9 protein-coding genes are annotated in these 13,568 nt (G+C 68.7%); 7 read left to right on the top strand and 2 right to left on the bottom strand.

Annotated features, from left to right (window positions below):
* The first annotated feature begins 130 nt into the window (after positions 1 to 130).
* Both thrC and ACTCB7_RS00615 read left to right on the top strand, forming a co-directional pair.
* Positions 131 to 1,519: a threonine synthase gene (thrC, locus tag ACTCB7_RS00620; protein ID WP_463005202.1), complete on the top strand. Its 1,389-nt coding sequence runs from the start codon at positions 131 to 133 to the stop codon at positions 1,517 to 1,519.
* Positions 1,520 to 1,724: 205 nt separating this feature from the next.
* A complete protein-coding gene (locus ACTCB7_RS00615) occupies positions 1,725 to 3,533 on the top strand; it encodes a single-stranded-DNA-specific exonuclease RecJ (RefSeq protein WP_463005201.1) in 1,809 nt (602 codons plus the stop codon).
* A gap of 126 nt (positions 3,534 to 3,659) precedes the next feature.
* On the opposite strand, the gene ACTCB7_RS00610 is transcribed toward ACTCB7_RS00615, so the two are convergent.
* A complete protein-coding gene (locus ACTCB7_RS00610) occupies positions 3,660 to 6,623 on the bottom strand; it encodes a heavy metal translocating P-type ATPase (protein WP_463005200.1) in 2,964 nt (987 codons plus the stop codon).
* Positions 6,616 to 7,044 (bottom strand): MerR family transcriptional regulator, encoded by a 429-nt coding sequence (locus ACTCB7_RS00605; RefSeq protein ID WP_463005199.1) that lies wholly within the window; start codon positions 7,042 to 7,044, stop codon positions 6,616 to 6,618. The genes ACTCB7_RS00610 and ACTCB7_RS00605 overlap by 8 nt, the downstream gene beginning before the upstream one ends.
* Positions 7,045 to 7,275: 231 nt before the next feature.
* On the opposite strand from ACTCB7_RS00605, the gene ACTCB7_RS00600 reads away from it, so the two are divergent.
* The 5 genes from ACTCB7_RS00600 to ACTCB7_RS00580 all read left to right on the top strand — a co-directional run bounded on the left by ACTCB7_RS00600 (position 7,276) and on the right by ACTCB7_RS00580 (position 13,517).
* A complete protein-coding gene (locus tag ACTCB7_RS00600; RefSeq protein ID WP_463005198.1) occupies positions 7,276 to 8,547 on the top strand; it encodes an OmpP1/FadL family transporter in 1,272 nt (423 codons plus the stop codon).
* Positions 8,548 to 8,714: 167 nt separating this feature from the next.
* A protein-coding gene (gene prfB, locus ACTCB7_RS00595) for a peptide chain release factor 2 (RefSeq protein WP_463005197.1) occupies positions 8,715 to 9,813 on the top strand; the annotation gives its coding sequence in 2 pieces (ribosomal slippage) (positions 8,715 to 8,789 and positions 8,791 to 9,813; 1,098 coding nt in all).
* Positions 9,814 to 9,998: 185 nt separating this feature from the next.
* The gene (gene lysS / locus ACTCB7_RS00590; protein WP_463005196.1) at positions 9,999 to 11,549 is read left to right on the top strand and encodes a lysine--tRNA ligase; all 1,551 of its coding nucleotides are present in this window, start codon (positions 9,999 to 10,001) and stop codon (positions 11,547 to 11,549) included.
* 108 nt (positions 11,550 to 11,657) lie between these two features.
* A complete protein-coding gene (locus tag ACTCB7_RS00585; RefSeq protein ID WP_163648307.1) occupies positions 11,658 to 12,044 on the top strand; it encodes a hypothetical protein in 387 nt (128 codons plus the stop codon).
* A 66-nt stretch (positions 12,045 to 12,110) separates the two neighbouring features.
* On the top strand, positions 12,111 to 13,517 hold the full coding sequence (locus ACTCB7_RS00580) for an MFS transporter (RefSeq protein WP_463005195.1): 1,407 nt from the start codon (positions 12,111 to 12,113) through the stop codon (positions 13,515 to 13,517).
* The last annotated feature ends 51 nt before the right edge of the window (positions 13,518 to 13,568 follow it).

The following is a 13,568-nucleotide window of genomic DNA, read 5'->3' as shown; positions in this document are numbered from 1 at the left end:
TTACCTCGGTAAACTCCGCGTCCGCGCCACGTTTCGTCTAGCCTGGCCATCGCTCGCCTCCGCCTTCGGCGCGACTTGCAGTATGAGCTTACAGTAGGGGCTGACAGCTCACGACCGAGTGGAAATCAAGATGCGTTATATCAGTACGCGCGGCCAGGCGCCGGCGCTCAACTTCGAGGATGTGGTGCTGACCGGCATGGCCAGCGACGGTGGCCTCTACGTGCCCGAGACGGTGCCGCAGCTGTCCCGCGACGAGCTGGCCGAGATGGCCGGGCTGTCGTACGCCGAGATCGCCTTCCGGGTGATGAAGCCGTTCGTCGGCGGCGAGATCGACGACGCGACCTTCCGCGAGATCGTTCACGACGCCTACGCCACCTTCAGCCACGAGGCGGTGGTGCCGCTCAACCAGCTCGGCGCCAATCACTTCCTGCTCGAGCTGTTCCACGGCCCGACCCTGGCCTTCAAGGACGTCGCCCTGCAGCTGCTCGGCCGGCTGCTCGATCACTTCCTGAAGAAGCGTGGCGAGCGCGCGGTGATCATGGGCGCCACGTCCGGCGACACCGGCTCGGCGGCGATCGAGGGCTGCCGCCATTGCGACAACCTCGATATCTTCATCCTCCACCCGCACAACCGGGTCTCGGAGGTGCAGCGCCGGCAGATGACCACGGTGCTCGCCGACAACGTCTTCAACATCGCCATCGAGGGCAACTTCGACGACGCCCAGGCGATGGTCAAGGCCAGCTTCGCCGATCAGGCCTTCCTGAACGGCACCCGGTTGGTGGCGGTCAACTCGATCAACTGGGCGCGCATCATGGCCCAGATCGTCTACTACGTCGCCGCCGGCGTGGCGCTCGGCGCCCCGCAGCGCAAGGTCAGCTTCTGCGTGCCGTCGGCCAACTTCGGCAACGTCTTCGCCGGCTACATGGCCTACCAGATGGGGCTGCCGGTCGAGCGCTTCGTGATCGCCACCAACGCCAACGACATCCTGCATCGCACCCTGGCCGCCAACGACTTCTCGAAGCGCGAGCTCGAGGCGACGCTGGCGCCGTCGATGGACATCGTGGTGTCGTCGAACTTCGAGCGGCTGCTGTTCGACGCCTACGAGCGCGACGGCGCGGCGGTACGCGCGCTGCTAGAGCGCTTCCAGAACGAACCCACCGCGCTCGCCGACGCGCCGCTGGCCCGGCTGCGCGAGAAGTTTGCCAGCCACAGCGTGGACGACGCGACGATTCTCGAGGTGATCCGCGAGGCGCACCATCGCACCAAGGAGATCCTCGACCCGCACACCGCCACCGGCTACCGGGCGGCCGAGGTCTGCCGCGGCGATGCGGCCGTGCCGATGATCACCCTGGCCACCGCGCATCCGGCCAAGTTCGCCGATGCGGTGGTCAAGGCCGGCTTCCCCGGCGTGCCGCTGCCCAGCCACATGGACGACCTGCTCGAGCGCGAGGAGCGCTACAGCGTGCTGCCGGCCGAGCTCGACGCCGTGCAGCGGTTCGTCGCCGACAACCGCCGGTGAGTCCTTGTCGCCGGTGAGCTGACTCGCCATTCGGGCGAGGGGCGCCGGGGGCAGGCCCGAAGAGGAGGTCCGGCGCCAGGGACGGCGCCGGTAGCGCCCAGGGAGGGGTCTACAGCGCCTCCTCGGCGGGCCTGCCCCCGGTTCAGACCCGGGCGACCCTCCCGGCGTCTGACCGAATTCGCTATCCCATCCAGAGGAACCGGGCTTGGATGCCGTGACCGATCCCCACGACCTGCAAGAACATCTCGCTCCCCGCATCCTGCCGCGCACGCGTGACGAGGCGCTCTACCGCCGCGCCCGGGAGGCCGGCCTGACCGAGCTCCAGGCACGGGTGCTGGCCGGACGCCTGGCCGGCTATCAGGGCGAGCTTGCGCCGCTGGTGGCACCCAGCCTGCGCCATCTCGAGCATCCCGAGCGGCTGGCGGATGCCCGGCGCGCCGCCGAGCGACTCGCCCGGGCGGTGGCCGAGGGCGAGCACATCGGCATCCTCACCGACTACGATGTCGACGGCATCACCTCTCACGTGGTGATCCGGCGTACCCTGAGCGAGCTGTTCGGGGTGCCGGAGCAGCGCATCCACAGCCTGATCGGCCACCGCATATTCGATGGCTACGGCATCAGCCTGCCGCTGGTGGAGCGCACCCTGGCGCTGACGCCGCGACCCAGCGTGATCATCACCGCCGACTGCGGCTCCTCCGACGAGCCGCGCATCGCCCGGCTTGCCGCGGCGGGCATCGACGTGATCGTCAGCGATCACCACGCCCTGCCCGAGGCGGGGCCACCGGCCTCGGCCCATGCCACGGTGAATCCCACTCGCCGCGACTGCAACTTCCCCGATCCGACCATCGCCGGCTGCATGGTCGCCTGGCTGGTGATGTCGCTGACCCGCGCAGTGCTGATCGAGATCGGCCACCTGCCGCCCTCGACCCCCAAGCTCTCGCCCTGGCTCTCCTATGTGGCGCTGGGCACCGTCGCCGACTGCGTGTCGCTGGGCGGCAGCGCCATCAACCGTGCCGTGGTCGCCCAGGGGCTGACGCTGATCAATCGCATGGAGGCGCCCTGCTGGCGGGTCATGGCCGAACGCCTGGGTCCCGACAGCGTGCCCTTCGACGCCGAGACGCTGGCCTTCCAGATGGGGCCGCGCATCAATGCCCGCTCGCGGCTCGACGACCCCTACGCGGCGCTGCACTTCGTGCTCGCCACCGATGACGCCAGCGCGCGCCGTCACCTCGAGGTGCTCGATGCCGACAACCAGTCGCGCAAGGCGATCGAGGCGGAGATGGTCGAGCAGGCCCGGGCGTCGGCCATGGCGCAGGTCGCCGACGGCGCGCGGGTGCTGATCGTTTACCTGGAAACCGGGCATGCCGGGGTGCAGGGCATCGTCGCCTCCCGGCTGGTGCAGGCCTTCGGCCGCCCGGCGCTGGTGCTCACCCCGGCGGCCCAGCCGGGCATGCTGACCGGCTCGGGCCGCTCGGTCGAGGCGCTGCACCTGCGCGACGCCCTGCAGCGCGCCCACGAGCTCTCGCCCGAGGCGCTGCCGCGCTTCGGCGGGCATCGCGGGGCGGCCGGGGTCGGCGTGCCGCTGGAGCGGCTGGCGGCGTTCCGCGAGGCGTTCGCCCGTGCGGTGGACGCGCAGCTCGGCGAGCGCGAGCTCTATCCCTGCGTGCTCACCGACGGCGCGCTGGCCCCCGAGCAGCTCGACCTGACGACGCTGGACGAGCTCGAGCGCCTGGCGCCCTACGGTCGCGAGTTCGAGGCACCGCTGTTCGACGGCGAGTTCCGGGTCGAGCAGCTGCGGGTGGTGGGCGCCGACGGCAGCCACCTGATGCTGACGCTGTCGCAGGGCGCCGTCAGCGTGAGGGCGATCTGGTTTCGCGCCCTGACGCCCGGCGAGCTGCCGGCGTTCGATCTCGGTGCACGGCTGCGCTGTGCCTACAAGCTGTCGCGCAATCGCTGGCGCGGGCGGGAGTCGCTGCAGTTGATGGTCGAGCATGCCGAGCGGCTGCCCGACTGAGGCGGGAAACAGCCGGGCCGGCCGATGGCTCGGCCGGCCCGGGCTCGGCGGGTCAGTGGCGGGGCGCCCAGAACCACCAGGCGATGCCGGCGATCAGCGCCAGGCCGATGAGGTTGACGAGTACACTCATGCCGAAGCCTCCCGTGTCGTTTCTTGCGGGGTGAACAGGCGCAGCCGGTTGGCGTTGCTGACCACGGTGACCGAGGACAGCGACATCGCCAGCGCCGCGATGACCGGCGACAGCAGCATGCCGGTGGCGGGGTAGAGCGCCCCGGCGGCGATGGGAATGCCCAGCACGTTGTAGCCGAACGCCCCCCACAGGTTCTGCTTGATGTTGCGCAGCGCCGCGCCGCTGATGGCGATGGCGTCGGCGACGCCGTGCAGCGAGTTGCGCATCAGCGCGATGCCGGCGGACTCGATCGCCACGTCGGTGCCGGCGCCGATGGCGAAGCCCACGTCGGCGCGGGCCAGGGCGGGCGCGTCATTGATGCCGTCGCCGACCATGCCGACGGTCTCGCCGCGCGACTGCAGCTCGGCGATGGCGTCGTGCTTGTCCTCCGGCAGCAGCCCGGCCCGGTAGTCGTCGATGCCGGCTTCCGCGGCGATCGCGGCGGCGGTGGAGGCGGCATCGCCGGTGAGCATCACCACCTTCAGCCCCGCCTCGCGGAGCCGGGCGACGGCCGCCACGGCGTCCTCGCGCAGCGGGTCGGCGACGGCGAACAGCGCCGCCAGCCGGCCGTCGACGGCCAGGTGGATCACCGTGCGGGCCCGTGACTCGGCGTCATCGATCCAGTCGCGGCCCGGCGCGAGATCGACCCCGGCCTCCTGCATCAGCGCGGCATTGCCCAGCAGCAGGCGCTCGCCGTCGGGCCCCTGGGCCTGGACGCCGCGCCCGGTGAGCGAGGTGAAGTCGCGGATGGCGGCGGGCGTGGTCGAGGCGGCCTCGGCATGGGCCACCAGCGCCGTGGCCAGCGGGTGCTCGGAGCCGCGCTCCAGCGCCAGGGTCAGGCCCAGCACGCGCGCTTGGTCGTCGAAGGCCTGCCAGTCGGTCACGCCGGGCTTGCCCTCGGTCAGGGTGCCGGTCTTGTCGACCACCAGCGTGGTAAGGTGGCTGGCGGTCTGCAGTGCCTCGCCGCTGCGGATCAGCACGCCGTGCTCGGCGGCCTTGCCGACGCCGATCATGGTCGAGATGGGCGTGGCCAGGCCCAGGGCGCAGGGGCAGGCGATGATCAGCACCGTGGTGGCGGCCACCAGCATGTGGATGATGCGCGGCTCGGGGCCGACGTTGAACCACACCAGGGCCGTGATCACGGCCAGGATCATCACGGTCGGCACGAAGACCGCCGCGACCCGGTCGGCCAGCCGGCTGATCGGCGGGCGCGAGTTCTGGGCGTTGCGGACCTGCTCGATGATCCGCGACAGGCGGGTGTGCTGCCCCACGCGGGTGGCGCGGTAGACCAGCGAGCCCTTGCCGTTGACGGTGCCGGCGACCACCTCGTCGCCCTGGCGCTTGGCGACCGGCATCGGCTCGCCGGTGAGCATCGACTCGTCGATGAAGCTGTCGCCCTCGACCACCTCGCCGTCCACCGGCAGGCGCTCGCCGGGGCGGACCCGGATCTGGTCACCCTCGCGGACCTCGTCGATGGCCACGTCGCGCTCCTCGCCGTCACGCACCACGCGGGCGGTGTGCACCTTGAGGTCGAGCAGGTGCTTGAGGGCCTGGGAGGTCCGGCCGCGGGCGCGGACCTCGAGGGCCTGGCCGACATTGATCAGGCCCACGATCATCAGCGAGGCCTCGAAGTACAGGGAGCGCGCCGCCTCCGGCACGATGCCGGGGGCCAGGGCGACGACCATCGAGTACAGCCAGGCCACGCCGGTGCCCACCGCGACCAGCATGTCCATGTTGGCCTGGTGGTGGCGGAAGGCCTTGAGCGCGCCGACGAAGAACACGCGCCCGGCGGTGGCCAGCACGCCCAGGGTGGCCAGCCCCACGAGGACCCACAGCCAGCGTTCGCCGCCAGCGAGTACCGGCTCGTGGACGAACGCCAGGCCCATCAGCGCCAGCCCGGGGACCAGCGCGATGACGGTGTCGCGCAGCCGGCGGCGGTACTCGTGGGCCTCGTTGGCCTCGCGCTTGGCCTCGCCGCGCTCCAAGTCCTCGATCACCTCGGCGCCGTAGCCGGCGTCTTCCACCGCCTTGACCAGCGCCTCCGGCGAGGCCGAGCCGCTGACCGAGGCGGTGCGGCTGGCGAAGTTGACCTCCGCCCGGGCGACGCCGTCGGTGGCATCCAGCGCCTGCTGAATGGTCCGCACGCAGCTCGCACAGGTGATGCCGGACAGCGCCAGCTCGAGGTTCCGGGGCTGCCCCTCGGATGCCGTGGACGCCGGAGACGGCTTGGCGTCGGCTTCGGGCTCGGGCGCCGCGGGTGCGGCGCCTGGCGCCTCGGCGGAGGCCGATTCGGTATCGGCAGTTTCCGGCGGGTAGCCGGCCTCGGCGAGCGTCGTGTCGATCAGGGCGTCCGGCAGGTAGCTGGCCACCGTCAGTCGCTTTTCCGCGGGTTCGCCCTCGACCCGCGCCAGCGGGTCGCGTGCCTGAAGCGCCTCGCGCATGCGCTTTACGCAGCCCTGGCAGGACATGCCGGGCACCTGGCGGGTGCGGGTCGTGAAGGGCGCGGGGTCGGCATGGTAGCCGGCGGCCTCGATGGCCTCGGTCAGCGTCGCGGTGTCCAGCGTGCTGTCGACCGTCAGCCATCCCGCCTTGGGCTCGCCCTCGACGACGGCCGCCGCGTCCTGTTCTTGAATGGTCCGGCGGATCTTGCCGACGCACCCCTGGCAGCTGACGCCCTCGGTCAGGAAGGCGTGGGGCGCGCGATCGACGGGCGCGGCATCGAAGCCGGCCTCGCGGATCGCCGCGATGAGCGCTTCGGTGTCTTCCGTGGTGGTAACGCGGGCCAGGCGCGTGTCGAGGTCGATGTCCGCCTCACCGTCGAGCGCGGTCAGTGCCCGTCGCGTCTTGTTGACGCAACCGTTGCAAGTCAGCCCCTGCAGCGCCAGCGCATGGGGCTGGCGCCGAGTCGCGGTATCACTCATGGTGTTCAGTCTCCTGCGGCAGGTTCCAGTGCTCGATCAAGCGACAGATGGTATGACCGTCGGGGGCACCGTCGGGCATGCCGGACCAGTTGGCCAGGGCATTTTCCATGCGCTCGGCCAGGCGCTCGAGCTCGATGATGCGCTGCTTGATCTCGGGCAGACGGGCCGCGAGCAGGTCGCGCACCATGGGGCAGGGGGAGTCGCCGTGGTCGGCGTGATCGAGGATCTCGCCGATTTCCCGCAGGCTGAAGCCCAGGGTCCGGGCGCGTTGAATGAAGCGCAGGCGGTTGAGATCCGCCTGATCGTAGATCTGGTAGCCGTTGTCGGGGTCACGCACGGGGCTCAGCAAGCCCTCTCGCGTGTAGTGGCGCACGGTTTCCGCGGTCACGTTCGCCGTCTTGGCCAGTTCACCCACTTTCATGTCTGATTCCTCCCTGACGGTAACCGAAAGCTTAAAACCTTTGGGTAACACAATGGTCAAGGAAGCGTGTGCAGCGGAATACGACCAATGGGGGAGGCACAGGGCGTATTAAAACGGACGTTTGTCCTTGACTTGATATCGGCGATCAGCCAAAACGGTGAGACGTCTCATTGTCCGGTATGGGCAAGCCGATCCACCGCCAGCCCTTCGGGGAACAGGATGTCGATAATCATGCATAACAACAGGAACAAGCTCGCCATCGCCATCGCCGCTGTCTCGGCCGCGATCTCGACCTCTGCTGCGGCCGGGGGCTTCCAGTTGAACGAGCAGAGCGTCAGTGCCCAGGGCACCTCGTTTGCCGGGCGCACCTCGAACGTCACCGATGCGTCGATCGTCTTCGGCAACCCGGCGGGGATGTCGTTTCTCGACCGTGCCCAGGTCACCGCGGGGGCGACCTACCTCGACGTCAACAGCAATATCGACAACGCCGCGGGGACCACGGCGCTGGGTACCCGCGTTACGCCGGGGACCAACGAGGGCGACATGGTGCCGGGCAAGACGGTGCCCTTCGGCTACTTCGTCCAGCCGATCAACGATCACCTGCACTTTGGCCTCGGCGTCTATGCACCGTTCGGGGTGATCACCGACTACGAGAGCAGTTTCGAAGGGCGTTACTTCGGCAATTACAGTGACGTCGAGGTGATCACCGTCCAGCCGACGCTGTCGATCAAGTTCAACGACCAGTTCTCGGCCGGTTTCGGCGTGACCTACAATCGCATCGACGGTGAGCTGGAAAAAGCCACTTACGGTGGTCCGTTCGGTGACGGCAGCGTCAATGTCCAGGGCGACGATGAAGCCTGGGGGTTCACCTTCGGCCTGATGTACAAGCCGGTCGACTCCACCACCCTCGGCGTGACCTATCGCTCCGACGTCGACTACACCCTGGACGGCGACCTCAAGACCCGCAATGTCTATGCCGGTGGCACGAGCACGCTGCCCGATGCTTCCTACGATGCCTCGCTGGACATCACCCTGCCGGAAACCATCGACTTCTCGGTGACACATGACGTCAACGACCGCTGGACGCTGATGGCCGGGGCGGCGCTGGTCAAGTGGAGCAGCTTCGATCAGCTGGTGATCGAGAACAACAGCCCGCTGGGCACGCGTACCGAAGTCCAGGATTACGATGATGCCTGGCAGTATGCGCTGGGGACCGCCTATCAGGTATCGCCGGCCTGGGTGCTGCGTGCCGGCATCGCCTACGATGACTCGCCGATCCGCGACGCGGTGCGTACCGTGCGCGTGCCCTCCGGAGACCGCACCATCTACTCGCTGGGCGCGGGCTGGACGCCGGTGCCGGACCTGACTCTCGACGTCGCCTATACCTACATCGACGAGGCGACCGCCTCGGTCGACGAAGCCTCCCGCACGGCCGGCCGCTACCGGGCCGACTACCACAACAAGATCCACGGCATCGGGGGCCAGCTGACCTACCGCTTCTGATCCCTTCACGTCCCCGCCGGGCTCGGCCGTTCGGCCGGGCCCGGCGCCCGTCATGCGGATGACGCCCTCGGGCTGTTTGGCTACAATGGGCGCCTTTCGACACGCGGCGCCCGGCCGTCGTCTCGCCGGCGTCCGGTGTCGCCATCGCCCATCAAGACGGGATCACCATGCAAGAGATCAATCCGATCAATCACCTCATCAAGGACCTGTCCGAACGGACAGACGTCCTGAGGGGGTATCTTTGACTATGCCGAAAAGAAGGATCGGCTAGAGGAAGTCACCCGCGAGCTCGAGAACCCGGACATCTGGAACGACCCGGACTACGCCCAGAAGCTGGGCAAGGAGCGCGCCACCCTCGAGAACATCGTCGCCACCATCGACCAGCTGGACCAGGGCCTGGCCGACAACCGCGAGCTGCTGGAACTGGCGGTGATGGAGGAAGACGACGCCACCGTCGACGAGGTCAGAAACGAACTGGCGCAGCTCGAGACGGCGCTGGAAAAGCTCGAGTTCCGGCGCATGTTCTCCGGCGAGATGGACGAGAACAACGCCTATCTCGACATCCAGGCCGGCTCCGGCGGCACCGAGGCCCAGGACTGGGCCAACATGCTGCTGCGCATGTACCTGCGCTGGGCCGAGCATCACGGTTTCAAGGCCGAGATCACCGAGCTCTCCGCCGGCGAGGTGGCGGGCATCAAGTCGGCCTCCGTGCATGTCCAGGGTGAATACGCCTTCGGCTGGCTGCGCACCGAGACCGGCGTGCACCGTCTGGTGCGCAAGAGCCCGTTCGACTCCGGCGGCCGTCGCCACACCTCCTTCGCCTCGGTGTTCCTGTCGCCGGAGGTGGACGACAGCTTCGAGATCGAGATCAACCCGGCCGACCTGCGCGTCGACACCTATCGCTCCAGCGGCGCCGGCGGTCAGCACGTCAACACCACCGATTCGGCGGTGCGCATCACTCACGAACCCACCGGCATCGTGGTGGCCTGCCAGAGCCAGCGCAGCCAGCACGCCAACCGTGACTTCGCCATGAAGCAGCTCAAGGCGAAGCTGTGGGAACACGAGATGGAGAAGCGCAACGCCGCCAAGCAGGCGGCCGAGGAATCCAAGGCCGATATCGGCTGGGGCAGCCAGATCCGCTCCTACGTGCTGGACGACCAGCGCATCAAGGATCTGCGCACCGGCGTGCAGTCCAGCAACTGCGAGAAGGTGCTGGATGGGGATCTGGATCAGTTCATCGTGGCCAGCCTCAAACAAGGCCTTTGAGCGACGCTATTGCGCTCGACGAGGCGGTGTTGCGGCGCTGCTCATCATGCTCATGGACAACCGCGTCCACTGCGCTGATTCGCACCGCCGCGTCTTGCCTCGTCGTCGCTCATGACGCGTCTCGACCTGGGTGGCACCTTCATCGCGCCACAATCGATAGCGACCTTCCATAGACAGGCAGAACCATGGCGAACCAGGACAACCAAGCGGCCGTCGAGGGCCAGGACGAGAACCGTCTGATCGCGGAGCGTCGTGCCAAGCTGGCGGCGCGGCGCGAGCAGGCCGCCGCGCACGGCACGAGCGTCTTTCCCAACGACTTCCGCCGCGACAGCACCGCCGCGGCGCTGCAGGCCGAGCTGGGCGACAAGGACAAGGAGGCGCTCGAGGCGCTGGACCGCCAGGCCGCGGTGGCCGGGCGCATCATGCGCAAGCGCGGGCCCTTCGTGGTCATTCAGGACGCCTCCGGCCAGATCCAGCTCTACGTCGACAAGAAGGGCCTGCCGGCCGCGACCCTCGAGGACATCAAGGGCTGGGACATCGGCGACATCGTCGCCGGCCGCGGTCCGGTGCACAAGTCCGGCAAGGGCGACCTGTACGTCAAGATGGACGAGGCGCAACTGCTGACCAAGAGCCTGCGCCCGCTGCCGGACAAGTTCCACGGCCTGACCGACATGGAAGCCCGCTATCGCCAGCGTTACGTCGATCTGATCATGAACGCCGACTCGCGGCGGGTGTTCGAGACCCGGGCCCGGGTGATCAGCGCCATGCGCCGCTTCTTCGAGGACCACGGCTTCATGGAGGTCGAGACGCCGATGCTGCAGCCGATCCCCGGCGGCGCCACGGCCCGGCCGTTCATCACCCATCACAACGCGCTGGACCTCGACATGTACCTGCGCATCGCCCCGGAGCTGTATCTCAAGCGGCTGGTGGTGGGCGGCTTCGAGCGGGTCTTCGAGATCAACCGCAATTTCCGCAACGAGGGGCTGTCGACGCGCCACAACCCCGAGTTCACCATGATCGAGTTCTACCAGGCCTATGCCGACTATCACGACCTGATGGACCTCACCGAGGCCATGCTGCGCGAGGTGACGCGTTCCGTGCTGGGCACCACCACGGTGACCAACACCGTGCGTGACGCCGACGGCGAGGTGCTGGAGACCTTCGAGTACGACTTCGGCCAGCCGCTGCGCCGGTTGAGCGTGTTCGACGCCATCCTCGAGTACAACCCGGAGATCCGTGCCGAGGCGCTGGCCGACGCGTCCGCCGCCCGCCAGATCGCCGAGCGCCTGGACATCGACGTCAAGGACGGCTGGGGGCTGGGCAAGGTGCAGATCGAGATCTTCGAGAAGACCGTCGAGCACCGTCTCCAGCAGCCGACCTTCATCACCGACTATCCGACCGAGGTCAGCCCGCTGGCGCGGCGCAAGGACTCGGATCCCTTCGTCACCGACCGCTTCGAGTTCTTCGTCGGCGGCCGCGAGATCGCCAACGGCTTCTCGGAGCTCAACGACGCCGAGGATCAGGCCGAGCGCTTCGCCGCCCAGGTGGCCGAGAAGGAGGCCGGCGACGACGAGGCGATGTACTACGATGCCGACTACATCCGCGCCCTCGAGCACGGCCTGCCGCCCACTGCGGGCGAGGGCATCGGCATCGACCGGCTGGTGATGCTGCTGACCGACAGCGCTTCCATCCGCGATGTGCTGCTGTTCCCGGCGATGCGCCCGGCCGCCGACTGACGGTACTGCGCGGCGGCGGGATCGGGAAACATTGGTAAGGGGCGCGCCAAGCGCCCATAATGGCGGGCGGCGTTTCGGCGTCGCGCCCCGTCTGCGAGGAGAATCCCGATGAAACTGCTCAACCGCTCCGCCCTGAGCGTCAAGCCCACCCAGGCGTTCGTCGACTGGGTCAACTCGCTCGAGCCCGTGATGGGGGACGACGACCTGACGCTGGGTGACGTCGACAGCGAGAGCACGGTGTACCTGATCCCCGAGATGGATACGCCGGAAGCGTTGCAGGCCTATGTCCGCGAGCGGTATCTGGACATCCTCGAGAACGAGCTGCGCGCCTGGGAGGAGGACACCCGGCAGTGGCCGGAATCCCTGGACTGGGCGCTGTTCGAGCGCTTCCTCGTCGTCGAGCACAGCTATCTTGCCCTGGACCTCGAGAACGATGAGCCCATCGAGATCGCGGACATCGACGACGACCTGCTGATGGACGCCGACGAGGACTGACCACGCGGTGCCGCCTTCGCCTTGCCCTGATTGCCGTTCCTGCCGCGGCCGCCGGACGTTTTCGGCGTGCTGACGCGTCGCCTGTTCGAGACCCGACCCGGCGACACCGGCCTGCCCGGCCCGCAACGGCGCTGGGCGCTGCTGGTGCTGGTGATGGGTACGCTGATGGCGGTGTTCGATGGCGGCATCGTCAACATCGCCCTGCCGACCCTGGCCCAAGAGCTGGATGTCAGCGAATCCCGGGCGGTGTGGATCACCAATGTCTACCAGCTGGTCAGTGCCTCGTCGCTGCTGGCCTTCGCGGCACTGAGCCGCCTGCTGGGGCGGCATCGCCTCTACATCGGCGGCCTTGCGGTGTTCACCGTGGCCTCGCTGGCCTGTGCGCTGGCGCCGAGCTTTGCCTGGCTGGTGGGGGCGCGGGTCGTCCAGGGGCTGGGCGCAGCGGCGATGCTGTCCATCGGTCCGTCGATGTACCGGGTGATCTTCCCACCGCGGCTGCTGGGCTCGGCGATCGGTATCGGTGCGCTGGTGGTGGCCTTCGGCATCGCCTTCGGCCCGTCGCTGGGCGGCGGCATCCTCTATCTGGCCAGCTGGCCCTGGCTGTTCGCCATCAACGTGCCGATCGGCATTGCCGCCTTGCTGCTGGCGCTCAGGGCGCTGCCCCGCGAGGCGCCCGAGGCGGGGCGCTTCGACTGGCCGGGAGCGCTGCTCTCCGCCGGCATGGTCTCCACCTTCGTTCTGGCGCTCGACCAGCTGGGGCACGGCGGGATGCGCCTGATCGCCCTGGTGCCGCTGGTGGTGAGCCTGGCCTGCCTGGCGGGCTTCATCCGGCGCCAGCGTCGGGCGGCGACCCCGCTGGTGCCACTGGCGATGTTCCACGAGGCCCGTTTCAGTTACGCGGCGACGATCTCGATGTGTGCCTTCATCGCCCAGGGGGCGGCCTTCGTCGGTCTGCCGTTTTTGTTCCAGAGCGTCATGGGGCGCAGTCCCCTCGAATCGGCGATGCTGTTCACGCCCTGGCCGCTGGCGCTGATGGTCACCGGCCCCTTTGCCGGCCGCCTGGCGGACCGCTTCAATCCGGCGGTGATCTCGTCGCTGGGGCTGGCGCTGTTTCTGGCGGGTATGCTGTCGCTGGCGCTGCTGGGCGATGACACCACCCTCGGTCATATCATCTGGCGGGTCGCGCTGTGCGGCATCGGCTACGGTATCTTCCAGGCGCCCAACAACCGCGAGCTGCTGGGGGGCGTGCCGATGGCCTACAGTGCCAATGCCTCCGGGGTGATGGCGTCGGTACGCACCTTCGGCCAGGCGGTGGGCACCGCGCTGGTGGGGCTGGTCCTGGCGCTGTCGCTCGGCGCACCCGAGTCGCCGATCGGCTCGCTGACGCTGGCGCTGTGGCTCGGTGTCGTCACCGTGAGCCTGGCCCTGGCCTTGAGCCTGCGGCGGATACCGTTGGCCCGCCATGCTCGGTGACCCGGCTTATCGCGGGTCGCCGCCAGACGTTACAATGGCTGTATTCTTGCC

The sequence above is a fragment of the Modicisalibacter sp. genome, from assembly GCF_055145905.1.
This window is presented reverse-complemented; position numbering and strand designations above follow the sequence as displayed.

Coding starts and splice junctions, on each gene's coding strand:
- thrC (WP_463005202.1), top strand. CDS start 131: ATGCGTTATATCAGTACGCGCGGCCAGGCGCCGGCGCTCAACTTCGAG.
- ACTCB7_RS00610 (WP_463005200.1), bottom strand. CDS start 6,623: ATGAGTGATACCGCGACTCGGCGCCAGCCCCATGCGCTGGCGCTGCAG.
- ACTCB7_RS00605 (WP_463005199.1), bottom strand. CDS start 7,044: ATGAAAGTGGGTGAACTGGCCAAGACGGCGAACGTGACCGCGGAAACC.
- ACTCB7_RS00600 (WP_463005198.1), top strand. CDS start 7,276: ATGCATAACAACAGGAACAAGCTCGCCATCGCCATCGCCGCTGTCTCG.
- lysS (WP_463005196.1), top strand. CDS start 9,999: ATGGCGAACCAGGACAACCAAGCGGCCGTCGAGGGCCAGGACGAGAAC.
- ACTCB7_RS00585 (WP_163648307.1), top strand. CDS start 11,658: ATGAAACTGCTCAACCGCTCCGCCCTGAGCGTCAAGCCCACCCAGGCG.